The sequence below is a fragment of the Aliiroseovarius conchicola genome (assembly GCF_041403445.1).
Lineage (GTDB): Bacteria > Pseudomonadota > Alphaproteobacteria > Rhodobacterales > Rhodobacteraceae > Aliiroseovarius > Aliiroseovarius conchicola.
The window spans coordinates 527,076-550,489 of sequence record NZ_JBGEHL010000002.1; the positions used below are offsets into that span (position 1 = coordinate 527,076).

Below are 23,414 nucleotides of genomic sequence, written 5' to 3' on the forward strand. Positions count from 1 at the left end.
GGTCATCCCCCTGCCCGCATCTGTCGTGCCATCTGGGCAGTTTGTTCCAAAATGTCCCGATCTAGCCCGGTCGCATAGCCCAGCCCTGTCACACGATCATGCACGGCCTCGGTGGCGACATTACCCTGCGCTCCCGGCGCATAGGGGCAGCCACCCAGCCCGCCAACCGCTGCATCAAACACGCGAAGGCCCTTTGTGATCGACGCCTCGATGTTGTCACAGGCCCGCCCGCTGGTGTCGTGGTAGTGGCCTGCAAATTTGCTGGCCTCGCCCACGCCCAACACCGCGTCCAGCATTGCTGTTATCGTTTCTGGTGTCGCTTGCCCGATCGTGTCGCCCAACGAAATCTCGTAGCAGCCCATCGCCAAAAGCTTCTTCGCGACCCAAGCCACCTTCTCAGGCAGAGTTGGCCCATCATAGGGACAGTCCGTCACACAAGAGATGTAGCCGCGCACCGGCAAGCCCGCCTCTTGCGCGGCTTTAGCCACAGGTTTGAACCGTTCAAGGCTTTCAGCAATCGAGCAATTGATATTGGCCTTGGAAAACCCTTCCGAGGCTGAGCCAAAGATCGCAATCTCGTCCGCCTTCGCCGCCATCGCGCCGTCAAACCCGCGCATGTTCGGGGTGAGTGCCGCGTAGGATATGCCTGGCGCCCGCTTTATCCCCGCCAGAACATCAGCTGAATCGGCCATCTGGGGCACCCATTTGGGACTGACGAAGCTTGCGACCTCGATCCGCTTGAATCCCGCCCCAGACAGCATGTCCACCAGCGCGATCTTCTCGGCAGTCGGTATCTGTCGCTTTTCGTTCTGTAGCCCGTCACGCGGACCGACCTCGAATATCTCGATCTGTTCCATCCGCGCCTATGCCTCTGGCACAGGATAGAAATCCTGCTGATAAAACCGCTGCGCGCCCTCGCGTTCGACAACACGCTGGTAGGACGGCATCGCTTCGATCTGGGCTTTGTAGGCCAGAATATTCGGAAACTCATCCAACTTGACGTAATACGGCACCGCGAACAGGTTGAAGCCAAGCATGATATCCGCGCCCGAGAACCCGTAGTCCAGCAGCCAATCGCGTCCTTCAAGTCGGGCCTCCAACCCAACAAGCGTGTGACGCAGTCGCGCGACGTTCAGCTTGATCACAATCGGGCTGGGCTTGGCGGGTGGGCGCAGGAAAACCATTTGCAGGTTCAACTGCTCGATCAGGCTGGCCATCGTTTCAGAGTAGTGTATCCATTGCAGATAATCCGTGCGTTCCGGCTGGCCGGGGGCAATGCCCAGCGCGGGGGCGTATTCTTCGATCAGAAACTGAACGATTGCGCCACTTTCGCTCATCCGTTTGTCACCGATTTCCAACGCAGGCACGCGCGATGCAGTCGAGACTTTGGGCAGGTCGCCTTCGTACATTTGTTTTGATCCGATGGTGTATTCGACGATTTCCAGCGTCTGGCCCAGAGTGTTCTCCAGCCCGATCTCTTCGATCAACCACAGCACTCGGATCGAGCGTGCGTATTGTACGTGATGCAGTCGAAAAATCATGCGGCCACCTCTTCTTCCTCTTCTAACCGGATCAGCGGTGCGCCGGCTTCAACCTGATCGCCATCAGCGCAAAGCACCTCGGCCACGATACCATCGCGCGCAGCTTCCAGCGAGTGTTCCATCTTCATCGCCTCAAGGATCGCGAGGCGGTCGCCCTCTTTCACCTCTTGGCCTGCCTTGGCGAACACGGCTTTCACAAGTCCCGGCATCGGCGCCTCGATGACACCTGCCCCGGCACCAACACCCGCGTCTTGGTCCAGAGGGTCGGCCACATGGAACTCAAGACCGGATTGCGCAAAGACAGTTACCACATTTCCAGCCTTCGCCACGCGCGGCCCGCGATCTTCGCCCATTTTCCACTGGCCGTTGATGCAGGTGGCTTCAATGCTGTCTTCCCCAATGGTGATCACGTGGCGATCCGCCCCGTAAGAAGTCACTACCACGTCATAGCTTTCCTCGCCGTGGGAGAGTGTCACAAAGTGGTTAAGACCGCCCCACAGCGTGAAGCCGGTTCCTTTGCGTTTCAACAGATCGAGCGCGCACAGCGCGGCCGCCCCGATATCGCCAAGGCTTGGACCCGGTTCAGCGGTCAGTGCATCAAGGTCGCGTTCAATCAGTCCTGTATCGACGTCTCCTGCGGCAAAGCCCTCGTGACGCGTCAATGCACCCAGAAACGCGAGGTTCGTGACAGAGCCCGCAACCTCGGTCTTCGACAAAGCCGAGCTGAGTTGACGCAAAGCAGCCGCGCGCGATCCCGCATGGACGGTCAGCTTTGCGATCATCGGGTCATAAAACGGGCTGATCGTATCCCCGGCCCGCACCCCGGTATCCGCACGCGCGCCTTCGGGGAATTTCAGATGGGTCAGCGTACCTGTGGCGGGTAGGAAACCCTTGGGAACGTCTTCCGCATACAGGCGGGCCTCAAACGCATGGCCGTTGATCGATAGTTCGTCTTGCTGGAGCGGTAGACCCTCGCCCGAGGCAACGCGGAGTTGCCACTCCACCAGATCGACGCCGGTGATTTCTTCCGTGACCGGGTGTTCGACTTGAAGGCGTGTGTTCATCTCCATGAACCAGAACCCGTCGGGGCGCAGACCATTGGCACCGTCCACGATGAACTCCACCGTACCGGCGCCCTTATACCCAATCGCCTCGGCCGCACGCACGCCAGCCATGCCCATGGCCGCGCGGACCTCCTCGGTCATACCTGGCGCGGGGGCTTCTTCGATCACTTTTTGGTGGCGACGTTGCAAAGAGCAATCGCGTTCAAACAAGTGAACCGCATGAGTGCCATCCCCAAAGACCTGCACTTCAATGTGGCGCGGCGAAAGGATGTATTTCTCGACCAGCACGTCGGCATTGCCGAACGCGGTCAGGGCTTCGCCCTGCGCGCTTGCCAAAGCGTCGGCAAAATCGGCGGGATCGTCCACGCGGCGCATCCCCTTGCCGCCACCGCCAGCGACCGCCTTGATCAGCACCGGATAGCCCATCTTCTTGGCCTCAGTGGCCAGAAGCGCCGGATCCTGATCTTCGCCGTGATAGCCCGGCACGACGGGCACGCCCGCCTCGACCATCAGTTTCTTGGCAGCATCCTTCAGACCCATTTTGCGGATCGCGTCTGAGGACGGACCGATAAAGGTCAGACCCGCTTTCTCAACCGCATCCACGAAATCGGGGTTTTCAGATAGAAACCCATAACCGGGGTGAATCCCCTGCGCGCCGGTATCAAGCGCGGTTTGGATGATCCGCTCGCTGATAAGATAAGACTGCGCGGGTTGTGGCGGGCCGATATGAACCGCCTCGTCCGCCATACGCACATGGCGCGCATTCGCATCCGCGTCCGAGTATACGGCAACCGTGGCCACGCCCAGTTTGCGGGCGGTGTCGATGACGCGACAGGCAATCTCGCCGCGATTGGCAATCAGGATTTTCGTGAACATCTCTGTTCCTCCTTCGGGTGGGGCGTGGCCCCTTGTCGTTTGTTCATCCCGCGCAGGGCGAGCTTCAATTCAATCGATCACACCAGTTGATGCGCCCACCGCCGCGATAGGCCAAGGCCAGACCTTCGTTGATCAGCACGTCGCCAACGTTTTGCCCATTGGCCGTCAGGATCACCAATTCGCGACCATATTTGTCGTGGCCTTCGTGGCGCATAGTGATTTCGGCGTTCTTGGTCAGGTCGCGCAGGCGAGCGGTTGCCTTGTCGCCCAGCGCTTTCTCTGCCGCACAGCCCGGCTCTTTGGTCTCGGGCGTATCGAACCCTACCAGCCGTGCGGTCCGTTTTCCACTGGGACATTTCAGCTCGACCGTGTCGCCATCATAGACATAGCCCAACCGGCAACCATCGATCGCACTGGTCCGCGGCACCGGGGCAATCTGCTCGGCCAGCGAATACAGGATCAACAGCGTCAGCCCGCAATATATGACAAGGTTCGTGTCCACCGATTACATCCGGAACACGCCGAACTTCGTCGGCTCAATCGGGGCGTTCAATGCGGCAAGCAGCGACAGGTAAAGCACCTCGCGCGATTTGCGCGGGTCGATCACGCCGTCGTCCCACAAGCGCGCCGAGGCGTAAAGCGGGTGGCTTTGTTCCTCGAACATATCAATGGTTGGCTGCTTGAACGCGGCTTCTTCGTCGGCGGACCATTCGCCGCCCTGCCGCTCAATCGCGTCGCGCTTTACGGTCGCCAGCACACCCGCCGCCTGTTCACCACCCATCACCGAAATCCGTGAATTGGGCCAAGACCACATGAAGCGCGGCTGATAGGCGCGCCCCGCCATGCCGTAGTTCCCAGCCCCATAAGAGCCACCCACAACCATCGTCACTTTCGGCACGTTGGTCGTTGCCACCGCAGTCACCATTTTGGCCCCGTGACGGGCGATGCCTTCGTTCTCATACTTCCGGCCGACCATGAAACCCGTGATGTTTTGCAGGAAAACCAGCGGGATATTGCGCTGGCTACACAGCTCCACGAAATGCGCGCCTTTCTGTGCGGCTTCCGAGAAGATCACGCCATTGTTGGCGATGATCCCAATGGGGCAGCCTTTCAAATGGGCAAAGCCCGTCACCAGCGTCTCACCAAAACGCGGCTTGAACTCGTCAAAGCGAGAGCCATCAACGATGCGCATGATCACTTCGCGAATGTCATAGGGCGTTTTCAGGTCAGCAGGCACCACGCCCAGCAATTCCTCAGCATCAAAGGCAGGTTCTTCGGGTTCCTGCCATTTCACTGTCATTGGTTTCTCTCGGTTCAGGCTTTCCACCGCGCGACGGGCCAGAGCCAGCGCATGGGCGTCATCCTCGGCCAGATAATCCGCGACACCAGACAGACGCGTGTGGACATCACCACCGCCAAGGTCCTCGGCTGTTACAACTTCGCCCGTTGCGGCCTTCACCAAGGGCGGGCCGGCAAGGAAAATCGTCCCCTGCTCTTTCACGATAATAGTCACGTCAGACATCGCGGGCACATAGGCGCCCCCCGCCGTGCAAGACCCCATCACCACCGCGATCTGAGGGATGCCCTTCGCGCTCATCCGCGCTTGGTTGTAGAAAATCCGGCCAAAGTGGTCGCGATCGGGGAACACCTCGTCCTGTTGCGGCAGGTTCGCCCCGCCACTATCGACCAGATAGATACAGGGCAGATTGCACTCTTCCGCGATCTCTTGCGCGCGCAAGTGCTTTTTGACGGTCATCGGATAATAGGTGCCACCTTTGACAGTCGCATCGTTGCAAACGACCATCACCTCTTGCCCATGCACCTGACCGATCCCCGCCACAACTCCGGCACAAGGCGCCGCGCCATCATACATGCCATGCGCTGCCGTCGCCCCGACTTCCAAGAAAGGAGACCCCGGGTCCAGAAGGTTCGACACCCGGTCACGTGGCAACATCTTACCGCGGCTCAGATGGCGATCTCGCGACTTCTGCCCGCCGCCCTGAACGGCAGCTTCGGCTGCATCCGCCACCACTTTCAAGGCCTCAAGATGACCTTCGCGATTGGCTTTGTACGCCTCGGACCCCGGCGTCGCTTGAGAGGTCATTTTCATCTCAGCATCCTTCGTGGTTGCAAACTTGTTCACCGTACGCATTCAGATCAGCCTCCAAAGCCAAGGTCTGACGCGCGGTTTGATTAAGATGACAGGACAGAGTGGCAGGACCACCCCCCGTGCCGCCGCCCCATTTTGTGCGCTCATAATCGCAAGCTCTATCTCGAAATGTGATCCAAGCCCGCTGCATGTCGCGCAGCGCAGGCGCTTGCTTGGGTGCGGCTGACCCGAGCTCTGCAAGTTCCTCGTCCTGCGCCTTTAATCGCGCCATCAATACCCCGTAAGATTTGTTCAACCGGCGATCCCAGTCCTCAAGTTCAAGCCCAAGGCAGTTGGACATGCCGACGGTACTCATCCCACCTTCGGTCGCTTCCATGCAATAATTCGCGGCCGAACCAGCGCATCGCATCTGGTCGCCATCCTCACCCATCGCTGACAAGCAATCGGTGGTAGGGTGGAAGCTATAGGTCATCTCTTGGGCTGCAGCTGGACCAGCCATGATCAAACTCATCGAGAGAATGGCGAACCTTTTGTGCATCACATCGCCCCCATCAGCTCGCGCCCGATCAACATGCGACGAATTTCAGACGTCCCGGCCCCGATTTCCATCAGCTTGGCGTCACGGAAAATGCGGCTCACCGGGCTTTCGTTCATAAAGCCTGCCCCGCCCATGGCTTGCACTGCCTGATGCGCCTGCTTCATTGCCTCTTCCGAGGCATAGAGCACACATGCCGCCGCGTCCTGACGGGTCACTTCGCCTCGATCACAGGCCTTAGCAACTTCATACACATAGGCGCGCGCCGAATTCATCGCTGTGTACATATCCGCGATCTTGGCCTGCATCAGTTGGAAGTCCCCAATCGGGCGACCAAACTGCTTGCGCTCTTTCATATAGGGCATAATCTCGTCCATGCAGGCAGCCATGATGCCCGTGCCGATGCCAGACAACACCACGCGTTCATAGTCCAGCCCCGACATCAGAACGGCAACGCCCTTGCCCTCTTCGCCCAGCACGTTTTCAAACGGCACTTCCACGTCTTCAAAGATCAGTTCGGCAGTATTTGATCCGCGCATGCCCATCTTGTCGAAATGCGGCGATGTGCTGAAGCCCTTCATGTTCTTCTCGATAATGAAGGTGGTAATGCCCTTAGGGCCTGCATCAGGATCGGTTTTGGCGTAAACCACCAGCGTGTCAGCGTCGGGACCATTGGTGATCCAGAACTTGGTGCCATTCAACACGTAGTAGCCATTGCGCTTTTCGGCGCGCAGCTTCATCGACACAACATCCGATCCCGCGCCTGCCTCCGACATTGCCAAAGCGCCCACGTGTTCGCCCGAGATCAGCTTGGGCAGATACTTCTGCTTCTGTTCTTCGGTGGCATTGCGACGGATTTGGTTCACACAAAGGTTCGAATGCGCCCCATAACTCAACGAGACCGAGGCGGACGCCCGCGCAATCTCCTCAACCGCGACCACATGCACCAGATAGGACATGTTCGCCCCGCCGTATTCCTCGGGCGTGGTCACCCCCAACAGCCCCAACTCGCCAAACTCTTTCCACAGCTCATTTGGAAACTCATTCTTCTGATCCACTTCAGCGGCCATCGGCTTGATCCGATCCTGCGCAAACCGATGCACCATCTCGCGCATCGCATTGACGTCTTCGCCCAGGTCAAAATTCATAGAGTGATTGAACATGTGCCGCTTCCTTCGGATCTGGTCATCTGGATCGCATTATTGAACGCTTGTTCAGTTAATCGCTGAAAGCTCGATTCGGGTCAATATGCGTGCAAGCTCACGCAGCGTCACTTTGAACGCCGCCGGCTTTTTCTTGTCTCAAATATCCTGGGGAAGTTGGGATGCCGCTGGCAGTCCAGCTGGGGCGAAGCCCCTACCCGTTTCGCTGATATACGACCCCGACGACATCGCGAATGATCCGCGCGATCTGGGCACAATCATCCAGACTGAATGTCAGCGGCAAGCGAAGGTCCAACACCCCCTTCAAAATGCGATCTGTCTTGGGCATCGCGGGCGCTTCGGCATACCGCCAACTGTCATACCGGCTGGTGAACCCCGCGGGCTCGGCCCCGCCAAACCACTTCAGTTCGACCCCACGCGCGGCACAGTCGCTGACCACGGCGTTCACATCCGCTTCGTCCCAATCCGACAACAGGAACTGGAAGGACGACATAACATAATCTTCGGCTTCTGGCCGTTCGATCACGGTCAGTCCTGGCGTGTTGTGCAGCCCCTCTTCGACGACACGATAGCGCGCATTCCACGCCTCACATTGTGCATCCAGCTTCGCCAGTTGTGGCCGCAAGATCGCCGCGCGCAGATTGTCCATGCGACCCGAGATGTTCGGCGTCACGTATTTCACCTTCTCGAACGCCTCGGCAGGCGGCCCCGCCAAGTGCCGCTCGTACAACATATAGCTGCCCGACAAAATCACCGCGCGCGCCATCAAATCGGGATCGTCCGAGATCAAAAGCCCGCCCTCGCCCGAATTCGCGTGCTTATAGGTCTGTGTGGAGTAAGCCGCCATCGCACCATAGCGCCCTGACAGTGTTCCGTTCCAACGCGCGCCCATTGTGTGGGCGCAATCCTCGACCACGCGTACCCCGGCCGCATTACAAATTGCCATTAAGCGATCCATGTCGCAGATATGCCCGCGCATATGGCTAAGGAGCAGCGTCTTAGGCGCATCCTGACCCGTCACCTTTTCGGCCAAATCGTCCAGATCAATGGTTAGGTCTTCCGTCACTCCAACAAACACCGGCACCCCACCGACCGAGGCGATTGCCCCCGGCACGGGCGCGAGCGTGAAGGCGTTGGTTAAAACACGATCTCCGGGTTCAACCCCTAGCGCGCGCAAGGCGGTTGCGATGGCGTACCCGCCTGACGATACAGCCAGAGCGTATTTCGACCCCATCAGGGTGGCAAACTCCTGCTCCAACAAAGCGGTGTGCGAGGTCTCACCCTCGGCCACGTTATAGCGATGCAAACGCCCATGGCGCAGCACGTCCAACGCGGCCTTGATCCCTTCGTCGGGGATGGGCTCTTGTTGGGTGAAATTTCCGGTGAATCGTTCTGTCATGGCGCGACCTTGGGGGGAATGGGCAATCGGGTCAATGGATAGACGCTAACCAATCAAATTTGACACCACGCGGTCAAGATCATCGTAGTGATCCAACATCGCCTCAGGCTCCAAACGTGCGACGCCCACCCCTTCCGGGCCAAAGCCCACCAAAATGCAAGGCACACCGGCGGCCCGCGCGGTTTCGCGGTCGGTATGGGTATCTCCAATTAACAGCGCGCAAGCCGGATCCCCGCCCGCTGCACGCGCAGCAGCTACAAAGGGTGCCGGGTCGGGTTTTCGTGTGGGCAGTGTGTCCGCCCCGATCAGCGACGTGAATTGATCCAAAATTCCCATCCGGGTCAGCAACAACCGCGCCAGCCCTTCAGGTTTGTTGGTACAAATCCCAACCGCATAGCCATTAGCATGCAGACGGCCAACCGCCTCCATGGTGCCCGGATAAAGCACCGTGTGGCGATCGATGTTTTCCTCATAGGCGTCCAGCAGCACTGGAAAGCCGCGATCGACTTCAACCTCGTCCACCTCTGCGCCGTTGATCCGCGACAGCCCAAGGCGCAGCATTGCGCGGCCACCATGAAACGCCGTTAGCTGGTCTTTTTTCGGATCAAGCACCTCACCATGGCCGCCCAAAACAAAGAACGCGTTGGCAGCTGCGATTAAATCACCTGACGTATCTGCCAGCGTTCCGTCCAGATCAAAGATCACTGTCCGGCGTCCCGGTTGGAATTTTTCCGTCATGTCTGCCCCTTGCCTTTGGCAATTCCCTGCCAAACCTGTAATCTCGCGTAAGGTTAATTGAACAGCTTTTGCTTGCGAGCCACGCCTTTAGGGGTAAAACGGGCGCAAAGAAATTGAAAGAGCAGATAATTATGGCAACCGCCCTTATCGTCCTTGCCGCTGGCAGGGGAACCCGGATGAACTCTGACCTGCCCAAAGTGATGCACCAAATTGCAGGCGCTCCTTTGTTTGCCCACGCGCTTGCTTCGGGGGACGCGCTCGCACCTGACCGGGCCGTTCTTGTGGTGGGTCACGGGGCTGATTTGGTTGAAGCAGCAGCAAAGGATATCGACCCAGATATCACCATCGCCATTCAAGAAGAGCAGCTGGGCACCGGGCATGCAGTCGCGCAGACCCGCGCCGCTCTTAAAGACTTCAAAGGCGATGCCATCGTCCTTTATGGTGATACGCCTTTCATACAACCCGAAACGATTGAGGCTATGGCGGCCGCTCGAACCAATGGCGCCGACGTTGTCGTCCTGGGGTTCGAGGCCGCCGATCCCGGGCGCTATGGACGCTTGATCCTATCAGATGGCGAGCTTGACCGGATCGTTGAGTTTAAAGATGCAACAGCTGAAGAAGGCGCTGTAACGCTTTGTAACAGCGGACTTATCGCGGCAGATGCAGAATTGCTTTTTGATCTTCTGGATGAGGTCGGCAATGACAATGCTACGGGTGAATACTACCTGCCCGACATCGTCTCAATCGCCCGTGGACGCGGCTTGCGGGCGTCCGTTGTCACCTGTGATGAGTCCGAGACGCTGGGCATCAACTCCCGCAGCGAACTCGCAAACGCAGAAGAGATTTTTCAAGCGAATGCGCGGGCCGCAGCGCTCGAAAATGGCGTGACGCTTATTGCCCGAGACACAGTCTATTTCTCGTTTGACACCATCGTCGGTCGCGACACTGTGATCGAGCCAAACGTGGTTTTTGGGCCCGGTGTAACCGTCGAAAGTGGCGCAACCATCCGCGCCTTTTCGCATCTGGAAGGCTGCCATGTCTCGCGCGGCGGCGTGGTCGGACCCTACGCACGCCTGCGCCCCGGTGCAGAGCTGGCCGAACACGCAAAAGTTGGAAATTTTGTGGAAATCAAAAACGCCCAAATCGAAGAAGGTGCCAAGGTCAATCACCTGTCCTATGTCGGTGACGCCCGCGTGGGTGAGCACGCCAATATTGGCGCGGGCACGATCACTTGTAATTATGATGGCGTCTCGAAACACCACACAGATATCGGTGCGCGCAGCTTCATCGGCTCAAACACTTGCCTTGTAGCCCCTGTCACGGTTGGGGATGAGGCCATGACGGCGACCGGCACCGTGGTCACAAAAGACGTACCAAACGGCGCAATGGCAGTGGGCCGCGCCCGAATGGAGGTCAAACCCGGCCTCGCCGTGAAATTGTTTGAAAAGCTGCGGGCCGCAAAAGCCCGTCGCCAGAAAGGATCCTGAGTATGTGTGGAATTGTTGGGGTTCTGGGCAATCACGAAGCCGCGCCCATTTTGGTCGAGGCCCTGAAACGGCTGGAATATCGCGGCTATGACAGTGCGGGTATTGCCACCATTAACGATGCTGGTGGTCTAGATCGTCGCCGTGCCGTGGGCAAACTGGTGAACCTATCTGACACGTTGGTGCATAACCCACTGGCGGGGAAATCTGGTATCGGCCACACCCGTTGGGCCACGCATGGCGCGCCAACCACCGACAACGCCCACCCGCACCGAGCGGGATCCGTTGCCGTGGTCCACAATGGGATCATCGAAAACTTTCGCGAGCTTCGTGCGAAACTGGCCGCCGAGGGTCTGGAGTTCTCAACCGAAACGGATACAGAAACCGTCGCCCTTCTGGCGCAAAGCTTTTTGGCACAGGGAAAAACCCCGAAAGAGGCCGTCGCAGCCACCCTCTCCCAACTGGAAGGTGCCTTCGCGCTCTGCTTCCTTTTTGACGGCGAACACGACCTGATGATCGCAGCCCGCAAAGGCAGTCCGCTGGCCATCGGTCACGGGGATGGAGAGATGTTCGTAGGTTCCGACGCCATCGCGCTTGCCCCTATGACCGACCGCATCACCTATCTGGAAGAAGGTGACTGGGCCGTTATCGACCGCAATGGTGCCGAGATCTTTGACGCCGAAGGCCGTTTGGCAAATCGCGCCATGAAACAAGTGCATATCGACGCCGCACGGATCGAGAAGGGTGGCTACAAACATTACATGGCGAAAGAAATCGCCCAACAGCCAACCGTCGTGGGCGAGGTCCTGAATGCTTATGTGCAGGGCGACCAGATCACCATGGATTTGCAAGGCATCAACTTTGCGGACGTGGATCGCTTGTCCATCGTCGCGTGTGGCACAGCCTATTACGCCGGACTGGTGGCAAAATACTGGTTCGAACACTACGCCCGCCTGCCCATCGACATCGACGTCGCCTCAGAATTCCGGTATCGCGAGGCCCCTTTCGCCCCACGCACACTCGGCCTGTTTGTCAGCCAATCAGGCGAAACCGCCGACACGCTCGCCGCGCTGCGGTACTCTGAAGGCAAGGTCGACAAGATCGTCTCGCTGATCAACATGCCGGAAAGCTCGATTGCGCGTGAAAGCGATGTGGCGGTTGAAATTCATGCAGGCGTCGAAGTTTCCGTTGCATCCACCAAAGCTTTCACCTGCCAGCTAACCTGCTTTGCGATCATGGCCCTTAAGGCCGCGCATGACCGCGGTCATCTGGACGATACAGGCTTGGCCGTACATCTTGCCGAACTGCGCCAATTGCCCGGTTTGATGAGCCATGCGCTGACCATCGACGAGACCACCAAGAAGATCGCCAGCAAATTGGCCGAGGCGCGAGACGTGCTGTTCCTTGGGCGTGGGCAGATGTTTCCTTTGGCACTTGAGGGTGCATTAAAACTGAAAGAAATCAGCTACATACACGCCGAAGGTTATGCATCAGGTGAGCTAAAACACGGCCCCATCGCGCTGGTCGACAAGGTGACGCCAACGGTGGTGATGGCCCCGCATGATGGGTTGTTCGACAAGACTGTGTCCAACATGCAAGAGGTTATGGCGCGCGGTGGTCGCGTGGTCCTCGTCTCGGACGCCCGCGCCGCCGAGGAAGCCGGCGAAGGCGTTTGGGAATCCATCGCGCTGCCTGAAGCGCCTGAACTGGTGCAGCCAATTCTTTATGCGATCCCGGCTCAGCTGATCGCCTATCACACCGCGATTGCCAAAGGCACCGACGTTGATCAGCCTCGCAACCTCGCCAAATCGGTAACAGTCGAATGACCCTTGAAGAAGCGCTCGCCGCCCTCAAATCGCAAATCGAAGCTGGGCGTGCGAAAAGCATGGCCGCCTATCATAAGCAAACACGCGAGGTTTTGGGCATCCCGAACCCGGCGCTGAACGATCTGTCAAAGACGTGGCGCCAGACCCTGTCCGTTGAAGATCGTTTGCGCCTTGCGGACGAGCTGTGGCAAACCGACATTTTTGAAGCCCGCATCACGGCAGCCAAGCTGCTGACGCAGGCCCGAATTCGTCCCGACGACGGCGCATGGGCGCTGATCCAAAGCTGGGTGTCAGATTTCGACAGCTGGGCCATCGCGGATCATGCCTGCACGGCCGGGCAAAAGCGTCTAATTGCTGACCCATCGCGCATCGACGATGTCGAGGCATGGACCAAATCCGATCACATGTGGACCCGACGCGCCGCGTTGGTCATCACCCTGCCATGGACCAAACAGAACTTTCCAAAGCCCGAAGAGCTTGAGGTGCGCGACCGCGTCCTTGAATGGGCCGCCACTTATGTGGGGGACGATGACTGGTTTATCCAAAAAGCAGTGGCATGGTGGTTGCGTGATCTGTCCAAACATGATCCCGATCGCGCGCGTGCATTTCTTAAAACCCACGCAGACACGATGAAACCCTTCGCTTTGAAAGAGGCGCGCAAACACCTTCCGCCACCTGCGCAAATTCAAAAAGAAGCCAAAGAACGACGCAAAGCGGAAGCTCGCAAACTACGTGACGCGGATCGGTCTTAAACGTCGGCGCTCCGCAATTCGCGTCTCATGACCTTCCCGGTTGCGGTCATCGGCAGTTCAGCAACAAACTCGACGTGTCGAGGCGCAACATGGGGGCTGATCCGACTGCGGACAAGCTGGATCAGCTGATCGGCCAATCCATCCTCCGACGCACCTTCTCGCAGCACAATCACAGCTTTCACGGCCTCGGTGCGTAAGGCGTCTGGCACACCAATCACCGCCGCCATCACGACATCTTTGTGCGATTGCAGACAGTTTTCTATTTCTGACGGACCGATCCGATATCCGGATGAGGCGATCACATCATCATCACGGCTTGCGAAGGTGAAATAGCCGTCCTTATCGCGCGTGGCCAAATCACCGGTGCGCATCCAGTCGCCGTGAAACTTGGCCTTCGTCTTGTCGGGCAAGTTCCAGTATTCCAGAAACATGACCGGGTCGCCGTTCTTCACGCAAATCTCTCCCATTTGACCAGGCAGGCACTCTTGGCCCTTCGCATCAAGCAGGGTGACGTCGTGACCCGGAATAGGCTGCCCCATGCTTCCGGGTTTGACATCCATAGCGCCCGCGACGGATGACAGCACAAGATTACATTCGGTCTGGCCGTAAAACTCGTTTACACGCACGTCGAGCACCTCGTCTGCCCAATCGAGCAACCCAGCCCCAAGGCTCTCACCTCCGGACCCGATGGACCGGATGTTGACGCCTTTTGGCGGCGGCCCAGCCTGACGCATCAACCTGAGCGCCGTCGGCGGCAGGAACGTATTGCGGATCTTGTGGCGCGCAATCAGCCCATATGCCGCCTCGGCATCAAACTTGCGCATTCTTTGGCTAACAATTGGCACGCCGAAATACAGAAACGGCAGCGCCAAATCCATAAGCCCGCCAATCCACGCCCAGTCCGCAGGCGTCCAACCTTTGTCATTTGCTTGGGGGAAGTCTTCGTTGAACGTCTCGACACATGGCAGGTGCCCCAACAAAAATCGGTGCGCGTGCAACACCCCCTTCGGCGGACCGGTTGTGCCCGAAGTATAAATCATCACAGCCGGGTCTTCGGCGCGACTGACATGGGCCGAAGCCAACGGTTCAGCGCCATGCAGCTCTTCCCAGAAATCGCCAGCACCTGCGACGGGGTTGATCGATAGGACGCCAACACCAATGTCCAGCGTTACACGATCAAGTGTCGCCGCCCCTGCCGCATCCGTGATCACAAGAGAGGCCCCGCTGTCTGACAACCGATAGGCCAGCGCATCGGGTCCAAAGAGCGTGAACAGTGGCAGCACAACGGCGCCGAGTTTGTACGCCGCGAAATGGGTGATTAAGACCTCTGGCCCCTGCCCCAGCAGCACCGCAACCCTGTCTCCAGGCTCAATTCCTCGGCCACGCAGCACGGTGGCCATCCGATCCGATGCGGATTTAAGCGCGCCGAATGACCAGTCCTCCGCATCACCATTGGCGGCAACATGGGTCAACGCGACACGATCAGGATCAAGTGCGGCCCAACTGTCGCAACAGCGTTCGGCAATGTTAAAATATTCAGGGATATCCCACACGAATTGCGCGCGCATATCCGCCCAGTTTTCCCAATTCGGGATCAACTTTCGCGCCCGCCCCGCGGCAAGCCATGCAGCATCAGTCGCCTGACCCGTCACGAACCGAAGACGACCAGTTCATGCAGCCCCGAGATATCGAGGTCCAAAAGTTGCAACGTGGAAAGCGAAACGCGACTGCCGCCGCCAGAAATAGGGCGCAGTGTCACTTTGACCGTGCGGCCCGTCGCTTTGGATTGCACCCGCCCCTTGGTCTCTGATGACACAAGAGGTGTTGCCAACCAGAAGCCCGGAGAGGTCGGGTCGCCCAAGCTTGCAACCGTGACCCCCAACGATCCGGCAACATTGCCCGGTGCCGGCGCAACCGCAGCAACCCGATCTGCTTCGGTCGAAGTATCCAACTCATCCACCGTGATCGCATTTTCAGGCGGTACCGGTGGCAGATTGCTTGCCGGCGCAGGTTGGGACTGCAAATGCGCAGGGCGCGGGATAATATTGTTCATGTCCAAACCGGAACACCCGGCCAGGGTTAAACTAAGGGCGGATAGAATAATTATATGTTTCATACCCCCAGCGTGCCGCAATTGATCCCACCTTTCAACGGCAGAATTCACGCTCATGTGGCTTGCGCGCCCTTCCGCCCGCCCTTAGTTAATCCTTATGAACACGCCTCAACTTGTCGACCCGTTCCAGCGCGCGGTCACTTATCTGCGCCTGTCCGTCACGGACCGGTGCGATTTCCGTTGCACCTATTGCATGTCCGAGAACATGACCTTCCTTCCGAAAAAGGATCTTCTGACGCTAGAGGAACTGGACCGGATCTGCACAGCATTCATCGGGCTGGGCGTGCGCAAGCTCAGGATCACGGGGGGCGAGCCCCTTGTCCGCAAAGGCATCATGGGGTTCTTCGACGCGATGGGACGCCACCTAGATGACGGTACGCTGGACGAACTGACACTTACCACCAACGGGTCGCAACTGCATCGCTTTGCCGATGACCTTTACGCGGCTGGGGTGCGCCGCGTGAACATCTCGCTCGACACGCTGGACGAGGATAAGTTCGCAAAGATCACCCGCTGGGGCCGCTTACCTCAGGTGCTACGGGGCATCGATGCGGCACAGAAGGCCGGGCTAAGAGTTAAAATCAACACCGTCGCCCTTAAAGGGTTCAATGACATCGAGCTATTTGACCTAACCAGATGGTGTGCTGAGCGCGACATGGACCTGACCTTCATCGAAGTCATGCCGATGGGGGATATCGGCGGCGAGGATCGGATCGATCAGTACTGGCCCCTTTCGAACCTGCGCGACCGGCTGGCTGATCGCTTTACCTTAACGGATCTGGATGAAACAACTGGTGGCCCCGCCCGCTATGTCCGGATCGAAGACACCGGCCAGAAAATCGGCTTGATCACACCGCTGACACACAATTTCTGCGAAAGTTGCAACCGCGTCAGGATGAGCTGCACTGGGCAGTTCTATACCTGCCTTGGCCATGATGGCATGTCAGACCTGCGCGGCCCGCTGCGCGCCTCAGAAAGCGATGCCGTCCTAATAGATGCGATTCATGCCGCTATTGCCCGTAAACCGAAGGGGCACGATTTCGACTATTCGCGCCAAGAAGTGCAAGGCCAAACAATCCGCCACATGAGCCATACCGGCGGGTAAATTCGCCCAACCATTTGATCAACAATCTTTTTCCAAAGTCGATGCAATCATGAGTTGACTCCATTCTCTGCCTGTGTTTTTCGCACATTGGCCAACCAATCGGCCAATTGAAGAACAAGGGAATGGACGAGTGAAAAAACTGTCAATGCTAGCCTCTGTGGCCATGCTCGCGGCCTGTCAGGGGCCCATGAAGATCGAACAAAAACCTGTGTCAGCGGCGCTCAAAGCAAGCGTTTCAGAAACCCGGCTGGCCGAGCGGACAACGCGGCTAGATATTCGAACCTATGTAAAAATCGGCAAGACAAAAACCGAGGTTAAGGGAGCGCGTTGTATTGTCGAATCAGACGAACTCAAGGTGTCTGTTATTACACCAGCCACGATCATTGTGCCCCGCTTCAAGCAACACCGCGACCTGCCGAAACGCGGCGTCCCCAGCGCGTTGATCGCCACCTGCTCGTTGAATGGTAAGAAAGCAAGCGGATCGCGCACCGCCAATGCCAAACAAGTGTCAACCGCTACAGGCGCAGGCCTTGCAGGCGCCTTGCTGACCACCGCTGTATCCGCGGCCATCGCCACAAGCTCGCCTTGGCAGTTTAACGGCACCTTGCCGGTTGTGTTTGACGAATGACCAGCCCAACAAATTCGACCCTCATCCACCCAAGTGCAATCCTTCTACTTGTGATGATAGTCTCGGGTTGCCAGAGCGGGCTGAAGCTTCAAGACGCGATCCCCAGCGCCAAGGTGAAGGAACGGTCTGGCTTGCAAGCGCTGCAGCGCTATGATCAGACGGTGCGCAGCTACACCAAGGACGCTCAGGGTAAGCTGACAGAAGTCGCCGGATTGAGCTGCGTTCTGCAATCACAAGATCTGTCAGCCAAAGTGGTCACACCCCAACGTGTGTCATTACCTGCCTTCGCAGCAGGCGCGCGCTTCCAAGATGGCGGACGCCCAAGCAACTTGCAGGTGCGCTGCCATGGGAACGGAATGTCGGGATCTGCTGTAATCAAGGCCCAAAGCAGCTTTCGCCCGCGCAGCTCCAGTGATCAGTACTCGACCACCAATCGGCTCGACCTAGGATTGTCATCTACGGCACCTTGGGTCTACCCTCCGATCAAAGTCACCGTAAAATGAACCAATAAGAGCGCCCAACGGCGCTCTTTTTCTTGTCTCAAATATCCCGGGGTGAGGGCGCGCTTGCAAAGCGGGGCCGAGGGGCAGCGCCCCTTTAACACGCACCGCATATTTCCTCAGGCGACTGGCATGCGCTGTTCAACCATTTCAACCCACCACGAACACCCTTGGGGGATAATCTCGTCGTTGAAGTTGTATTGGGGGTGATGCACCATTGCTGTATCCCCGTTGCCCACAAGAATATAGGCGCCAGGCCGCTCCTCAAGCATAAATGCGAAGTCTTCTCCGCCCATTATTAACGGCGCTTCCTCGCATGTTCCAACAACTGAAGCCGCCGCCGCTTCGGCAAACAACGTTTCGCGGTCATGATTAACCATCACTGGATAGTTACGCTCATATCTCACATCGACGGTTCCGCCGAATGTCTGCGCACTCCCATTGCAAATCCCATGGATGCGTTCTTCGGCGAGGTCCCGCAGTTCAGGAGACAACGTCCGCACAGTCCCCTTCAAGTGAACGCTTTGCGGGATGACATTGAACGCGGTCGAGCTTGTTTCAAAGGACGTGATTGAGACGACGACCTGCAATGTGGGGTCGGCGTTGCGCGAGGCAATCGTTTGAAGCGCCGTTACCGCCTGAGAGGCCATGACCACCGGATCGACTGTGTCATGTGGCTTTGCCGCATGACCTCCGCGCCCTTCAAACTTGATCTCCAACAGATCGGCCGCAGCAAAGAACGGGCCCGGCCGGATCGCGAACGACCCCTCAGCCCGCCCCGGCCAGTTGTGCATGCCATAGACTTCTTGGATGCCAAACCGCTCCATCAGCCCGTCTTCGCACATCACACGACCACCGCCGCCACCCTCTTCAGCCGGTTGAAAGATCACGACGCAAGTACCATCAAAGTTACGAGTCTCGGACAGGTACTGCGCAGCCCCTAGAAGCATCGCGGTGTGTCCGTCATGGCCGCACGCATGCATCTTACCCGGATGGGTCGAGGCGTAGTCCAATCCCGTGGCCTCCTCGATCGGCAACGCATCCATATCGGCCCGCAAACCAACCACTCTGCCCGCATTGTCAGAACGTCCCTTAATCACGCCAACCACACCGGTGCGCCCAATTCCTTCGACCACCTCATCACATCCAAAAGCGCGTAACTTCTCAGCGACAATGCCAGCTGTGCGATGCGTATCGAACATGAGTTCTGGATGCGCGTGGAAATCTCGGCGCCACGCGGTGATATCATCTTTTAGTTCGTTAAATCGGTTTTTGATCGGCACGGTGACCTCTCTTGGTGAAGTTTTCTCGTCGCACGGGACAGTTCCTGCCGACGCCCGAACATGCGCCGATTAGAGAATGTGTTCAAGCGCGCTGCGAAGACCGCCACATATCCCAAAGATTAGGTCCCCTTTCGAGAATGCACGTATAAGGTGAAAGTTCTGAGGTATTCACTGAAATCCTTGCGTAAACACAGCGATTCATGTGTCATTCGGATTATGGCATTGAAATTCCATACTGATCAGCTGGCCGGTAAGCGACTGTTATAGTTGACCAAAGCCTCACAGTGATCAGAGTATAGTTTCAGGCGACATCAACTGTCCAATTCTCGGACACAAAAGCGACCGGGCCGATCAAAAGATTGGCCATTTGAAGAACGGGGATGGGATGAACATCAAACTGACCACTTTGCCAATGCTGGCGACATTTGCCACCTGCATTCTGCCGGCCACCAGCGTCGCAGAACGTGGGTCTGACGGTGATCTCAACATCATTTATTGGCAGGCACCGACGATGCTGAATCCGTATCTGTCCAGTGGGCCTAAGGATATCGAACCCGCCTCTTTGGTGCTGGAACCTCTGGCGCGCTATGACGAGACAGGTAATCTGGTCCCATGGTTAGCAACCGAAATTCCCACGCAGGCGAATGGCGGCATATCTGAAGACCTCACGACCGTTACTTGGAAGCTCTCGCCCGACTTAACATGGTCGGACGGCTCACCATTCACTGCCCACGATGTTGTTTTTACGTCAAAATACTGCATGACCGCTGAAGGTGGATGCCAACAGGCGACGAAATTCAACAACATATCCACCGTCGAGGCATTGGATGATCTCACCGTAAAAATCACCTTTGATGCGCCCAAACCTTTTCCGTATGCACCATTTGTAGGGGTCGAGACACCGATCCTTCAAAAGGCCCAGTTCGACGGCTGTATGGGCGACAAAGCCCCAACCTGCACAGCGGAAAACTTCGGCCCAATTGGCACCGGACCTTTTCGTGTAGCGGATTTTCGGTCCGGCGATGTCGCTGTGTTCAAGGCCAACCCAAACTACCGCGATCCCAACAAGCCCGCGTTTGAAACTGTCACGATCAAAGGTGGCGGTGACGCCATTGGGGCCGCACGCGCCGTGCTGGGAACCGGCGAGATGGATTATGCTTGGAACCTACAGGTCGACCCCGCAGTCCTGAACGCCATGGCCGAAGGCGGGGCGGGTCAGGTTATCCGGTCCTTCAGCACAGCGGTTGAACGAATGATGATCAACCGCTCCAACCCGTCAGCCGAGCTTGGTGATGCGCGCTCAACCACAGCTGGTGGCGCGCACCCCTTCCTGACCGATCCGGCGGTTTTGTCTGCGATGTCACTGGCCATTGATCGAACAACCGTTTCAGATCTTGGCTATGGAACGGCGGGCAAACCAACCTGTGATATCCTGCCGGCCCCTGCCATCTATGCCTCTTCCGCCAATGACGCCTGCCTTACGCAAGACCTTGAACAGGCAAATAAATTACTGACCGATGCAGGCTGGATCGACGAAGATGGCGATGGTGTCCGCGAAAAAGACGGCGTGCGTCTCAGTATCCTTTTCCAGACCTCGACCAATCCGGTCAGGCAGGACACACAAGCCTTGTTGAAAGACTGGTGGTCGCAAATCGGGATCGAGACCGAGCTGCGCCACATCGACCCTTCGGTTTTCTTTGGTGGGGACCAAGCCAGCCCGGACACTTTTCAAAAGTTCTATGCTGACGTTCAGATGTTCACCAATTTCTTCCCCGGCACCGACCCCGAGGCATATTTGAACAACTGGACATGCGCAAAAATCCCCTCGCCTGACAACAACTGGCTGGGGTTCAACATCCCGCGCTATTGCACTGCCGAATATGATGCTTTGGCAAAGACGCTTGCCCAAACCTCGGCGCTTGAGGAACGCGCTGCCATCGCCCGTCAAATGAATGACATGCTGATGCAGGCTGGTGCTCTCATCCCTCTGGTCCACCGTGGGGATGTGTCTGCGCAATCCAACACTCTGGAAGGTGTTCGAATGAACTCCTGGGACAGCGAGCTGTGGAACATTGCGGACTGGTCGCGCGCTAAATAAAGCACGGGCAGGTGTGAAACCTGCGCAACATCAGGGGGTTAACCGCGCTTGAACCAAAGAGTTGTTTCATCTCGCAGGCGAAACGCTTTAGGATAGGGTAAATGCTCGCCATCTTGGAGAGCATGCCCATCCAAGGACCGCGGGTCGCCAACATGTTCACCTACACGCTGCGACGGCTTGCTTTTTCAGTACCTGTGCTTTTCGCGATCAGCCTTGTGATCTTTCTTTTGATCGACATGGCCCCCAACGATCCCACCGCAAACCTGCCACTAACCATCCCACCAGAGCTGCGCGAGCAGATCCGCACGGGTCTGGGCTTGGACGCCCCCAGCTACGTGCGCTATCTGCTTTGGTGCAAGCAGTTTTTCATCAACGAACCGCTGAACCTGATCGACGCCTGGACGGGCTGGGGTGTGGATGACGACCGGCTTCGCTTGCGCAGTTGGTCGTCACGGGGCCCCGTGGTCGAATTGATCGCCGAACGGCTGCCGCAAACATTATGGGTGGTTGGCTCGTCAATCATCCTTGGCCTGATGATCGCGCTACCCCTTGGACTTGTCTCTGCATATAAACAGCATGGCTGGATGGATCATCTGGGAACTTTTGTGGCGATGGTCGGCTTCTCGGTCCCAAGCTTCTTTTTGGGTGTTGTGATGATCCTTATCTTCTCGGTCAAACTTGGTTGGTTTCCGTCCTTTTACGACACGACGCTTGAGGTCCGGGATTGGCCCAGCCTAACAGCACAGCTCCGCCAGATGATCATGCCGGTGACGGTGTTGGCGCTGTATAATGCTGCGCAGTTCAGCCGCTATATGCGCGCATCTGTTTTGGAGAACCTTCATCAAGACTATGTGCGCACCGCCCGCGCCAAAGGAATGGGCGAGGTACGTGTGATGCTGGGTCACGTCATGCGCAATTCGATGATCCCGGTTGTGACCGTTGTGTCATTGACCGTGCCACAGGTGATCGCGGGCGCGATCGTCACTGAACAAGTGTTCAAAGTGAACGGGATTGGGCAACTGTTGATCACCGGCATTCAAGGTGGAGACGTGCCGCTGGTACAGACACTCACCTTCCTGTTCGCGGTGTTGATCGTGGCCTTCAATCTGATCGCGGACATCGTCTACGGCATCCTTGATCCGAGGATCCGCTATGACTGACCGGACGTTCCCCCTTGCCTCGTCGCGATCACGTTCAACAGTGATGAGCAGGTTTCGGACCCATCCCGGCGCTGTTGTCGGCGCCATAACATTGCTGATCATCGTGCTTGCCGTGATCGTCGGTCCGGTAATTTGGGGTATTGATCCCGCCGCCACTGACGTTCCTGCAAGAAACCAAGGGCCAAGCGTGGCGCACCCGCTGGGCACAGACCAGCTTGGCCGTGATTTGTTGGCGGGCATCTTGATCGGTGGTCGGGTGTCGTTACTTGTGGGGTTTGTTGCGATGGCGCTCTCGGTCCTAGTGGGATGCCTTGTGGGCGTGGCCGCAGGCATGTTCCGCTGGCTTGACGCGCCATTGATGCGGCTGACTGATCTTTTTCTGGCCCTTCCCCTGCTGCCGCTTTTGTTGGTGGCAATCATGTTGTGGCGGGACACGCTGCGCGCCCAGCTCGGACCGGAAACCGGCGTTTTTATCCTTCTCGTCGCAGTCATCGGCCTGACAAGCTGGATGCAAACCGCCCGCGTCGTCCGGGGCGAAGTTTTGACTCTGCGGGAACGGGAATTTGTCATCGCAGCGACCGCCCTTGGCGCCGGACCTTTCGCGATGATCCGTCGCCACATCCTACCCAATATCGCAAGCCCCATCATGGTCTCGGCCACGTTGGGGGTTGGCTACGCGATCCTGACTGAAAGCGCGCTGAGCTTTCTGGGCCTAGGTTTCCCATCGGACGTGCCCACCTGGGGTCGGATGCTGTTTGACGGAACCAACTACATGACGCTGACCCCCGCGCGGGTGATCTGGCCCGGCCTCGCCATCTCGCTCACCGTGCTAAGTGTTAATTACATCGGTGACGGCCTGCGCGACGCCTTAGACCCGCGCAGGGTGCGCCGCCGCTGAACGGGCGAAAAAGGACGTCTCTGGCGGGTGGCTGCGTAACGTCAAAAAACTGTTCCGCCCTACACGACCTAATCGTTGAACCGTTCTGCCCAGACTGACTGATATGGGACAGTTTTCCAAAACCGACAGAGATTCCCCCCG

21 protein-coding genes are annotated in these 23,414 nt (G+C 57.8%); 9 read left to right on the forward strand and 12 right to left on the reverse strand.

Going from position 1 to position 23,414, the window contains the following annotated elements:
- Nucleotides 1-2: 2 nt before the first annotated feature.
- The 9 genes from V6N04_RS05500 to V6N04_RS05540 all read right to left on the reverse strand — a co-directional run bounded on the left by V6N04_RS05500 (nt 3) and on the right by V6N04_RS05540 (nt 9,426).
- Complete coding sequence (locus V6N04_RS05500) at nt 3-857, reverse strand: hydroxymethylglutaryl-CoA lyase (RefSeq protein WP_371169123.1); 855 nt, start codon at nt 855-857, stop codon at nt 3-5.
- 6 nt (nt 858-863) lie between these two features.
- Entirely contained in the window at nt 864-1,541 is a 678-nt protein-coding gene (locus V6N04_RS05505; RefSeq protein WP_371169124.1) for a glutathione S-transferase family protein, read from the reverse strand.
- Nucleotides 1,538-3,481, reverse strand: a complete 1,944-nt coding sequence (locus V6N04_RS05510; RefSeq protein WP_371169125.1) for an acetyl/propionyl/methylcrotonyl-CoA carboxylase subunit alpha — start codon at nt 3,479-3,481, stop codon at nt 1,538-1,540. Before V6N04_RS05510 ends, V6N04_RS05505 begins: the two co-directional genes overlap by 4 nt.
- A 64-nt stretch (nt 3,482-3,545) precedes the next feature.
- Nucleotides 3,546-3,983 carry a thermonuclease family protein gene (locus V6N04_RS05515; protein WP_371169126.1) on the reverse strand — a complete coding sequence of 146 codons (438 nt, stop codon included), beginning with the start codon at nt 3,981-3,983 and terminating at the stop codon, nt 3,546-3,548.
- Nucleotides 3,984-3,986: 3 nt separating this feature from the next.
- Complete coding sequence (locus tag V6N04_RS05520; RefSeq protein ID WP_371169127.1) at nt 3,987-5,591, reverse strand: carboxyl transferase domain-containing protein; 1,605 nt, start codon at nt 5,589-5,591, stop codon at nt 3,987-3,989.
- A gap of 1 nt (nt 5,592) precedes the next feature.
- Nucleotides 5,593-6,129: a lysozyme inhibitor LprI family protein gene (locus V6N04_RS05525; RefSeq protein ID WP_371169128.1), complete on the reverse strand. Its 537-nt coding sequence runs from the start codon at nt 6,127-6,129 to the stop codon at nt 5,593-5,595.
- Nucleotides 6,129-7,289, reverse strand: coding sequence for an isovaleryl-CoA dehydrogenase (locus V6N04_RS05530; RefSeq protein ID WP_371169129.1), 1,161 nt, complete (start codon nt 7,287-7,289; stop codon nt 6,129-6,131). Before V6N04_RS05530 ends, V6N04_RS05525 begins: the two co-directional genes overlap by 1 nt.
- Before the next feature lie 193 nt (nt 7,290-7,482).
- A complete protein-coding gene (locus V6N04_RS05535) occupies nt 7,483-8,688 on the reverse strand; it encodes a DegT/DnrJ/EryC1/StrS family aminotransferase (RefSeq protein ID WP_371169130.1) in 1,206 nt (401 codons plus the stop codon).
- Nucleotides 8,689-8,733: 45 nt separating this feature from the next.
- Entirely contained in the window at nt 8,734-9,426 is a 693-nt protein-coding gene (locus tag V6N04_RS05540; RefSeq protein ID WP_371169131.1) for an HAD-IA family hydrolase, read from the reverse strand.
- A gap of 131 nt (nt 9,427-9,557) precedes the next feature.
- On the opposite strand from V6N04_RS05540, the gene glmU reads away from it, so the two are divergent.
- From glmU to V6N04_RS05555, 3 genes are read left to right on the forward strand one after another with little or no spacing between them, the layout of a single operon-like run.
- The gene (glmU, locus tag V6N04_RS05545) at nt 9,558-10,913 is read left to right on the forward strand and encodes a bifunctional UDP-N-acetylglucosamine diphosphorylase/glucosamine-1-phosphate N-acetyltransferase GlmU (RefSeq protein WP_371169132.1); all 1,356 of its coding nucleotides are present in this window, start codon (nt 9,558-9,560) and stop codon (nt 10,911-10,913) included.
- A gap of 2 nt (nt 10,914-10,915) precedes the next feature.
- Nucleotides 10,916-12,736, forward strand: coding sequence for a glutamine--fructose-6-phosphate transaminase (isomerizing) (glmS, locus tag V6N04_RS05550; protein WP_371169133.1), 1,821 nt, complete (start codon nt 10,916-10,918; stop codon nt 12,734-12,736).
- Entirely contained in the window at nt 12,733-13,488 is a 756-nt protein-coding gene (locus V6N04_RS05555; RefSeq protein ID WP_371169134.1) for a DNA alkylation repair protein, read from the forward strand. Before glmS ends, V6N04_RS05555 begins: the two co-directional genes overlap by 4 nt.
- On the opposite strand, the gene V6N04_RS05560 is transcribed toward V6N04_RS05555, so the two are convergent.
- Both V6N04_RS05560 and V6N04_RS05565 read right to left on the reverse strand, forming a co-directional pair.
- Nucleotides 13,485-15,086: an AMP-binding protein gene (locus V6N04_RS05560; RefSeq protein ID WP_371169135.1), complete on the reverse strand. Its 1,602-nt coding sequence runs from the start codon at nt 15,084-15,086 to the stop codon at nt 13,485-13,487. The two genes, V6N04_RS05555 and V6N04_RS05560, sit on opposite strands and share 4 nt — an antisense overlap.
- Before the next feature lie 50 nt (nt 15,087-15,136).
- The gene (locus V6N04_RS05565; RefSeq protein ID WP_371169136.1) at nt 15,137-15,541 is read right to left on the reverse strand and encodes a D-galactarate dehydratase; all 405 of its coding nucleotides are present in this window, start codon (nt 15,539-15,541) and stop codon (nt 15,137-15,139) included.
- A 157-nt stretch (nt 15,542-15,698) separates the two neighbouring features.
- Between V6N04_RS05565 and moaA the strand changes: the two genes are divergently transcribed.
- The 3 genes from moaA to V6N04_RS05580 all read left to right on the forward strand — a co-directional run bounded on the left by moaA (nt 15,699) and on the right by V6N04_RS05580 (nt 17,837).
- Complete coding sequence (gene moaA / locus V6N04_RS05570) at nt 15,699-16,706, forward strand: GTP 3',8-cyclase MoaA (protein WP_371169137.1); 1,008 nt, start codon at nt 15,699-15,701, stop codon at nt 16,704-16,706.
- A 130-nt stretch (nt 16,707-16,836) separates the two neighbouring features.
- A complete protein-coding gene (locus V6N04_RS05575) occupies nt 16,837-17,334 on the forward strand; it encodes a hypothetical protein (protein WP_371169138.1) in 498 nt (165 codons plus the stop codon).
- The gene (locus tag V6N04_RS05580; RefSeq protein WP_371169139.1) at nt 17,331-17,837 is read left to right on the forward strand and encodes a hypothetical protein; all 507 of its coding nucleotides are present in this window, start codon (nt 17,331-17,333) and stop codon (nt 17,835-17,837) included. Before V6N04_RS05575 ends, V6N04_RS05580 begins: the two co-directional genes overlap by 4 nt.
- 116 nt (nt 17,838-17,953) lie before the next feature.
- Here V6N04_RS05580 and V6N04_RS05585 read toward each other — a convergent pair whose 3' ends face one another.
- A complete protein-coding gene (locus V6N04_RS05585) occupies nt 17,954-19,117 on the reverse strand; it encodes a M20 aminoacylase family protein (protein ID WP_371169140.1) in 1,164 nt (387 codons plus the stop codon).
- A gap of 385 nt (nt 19,118-19,502) precedes the next feature.
- Between V6N04_RS05585 and V6N04_RS05590 the strand changes: the two genes are divergently transcribed.
- The 3 genes from V6N04_RS05590 to V6N04_RS05600 all read left to right on the forward strand — a co-directional run bounded on the left by V6N04_RS05590 (nt 19,503) and on the right by V6N04_RS05600 (nt 23,273).
- Nucleotides 19,503-21,215 (forward strand): peptide ABC transporter substrate-binding protein, encoded by a 1,713-nt coding sequence (locus V6N04_RS05590; RefSeq protein WP_371169141.1) that lies wholly within the window; start codon nt 19,503-19,505, stop codon nt 21,213-21,215.
- A 152-nt stretch (nt 21,216-21,367) separates the two neighbouring features.
- Complete coding sequence (locus V6N04_RS05595) at nt 21,368-22,375, forward strand: ABC transporter permease (protein WP_371169175.1); 1,008 nt, start codon at nt 21,368-21,370, stop codon at nt 22,373-22,375.
- On the forward strand, nt 22,368-23,273 hold the full coding sequence (locus tag V6N04_RS05600) for an ABC transporter permease (protein ID WP_371169142.1): 906 nt from the start codon (nt 22,368-22,370) through the stop codon (nt 23,271-23,273). Before V6N04_RS05595 ends, V6N04_RS05600 begins: the two co-directional genes overlap by 8 nt.
- Nucleotides 23,274-23,414 lie beyond the last annotated feature (141 nt).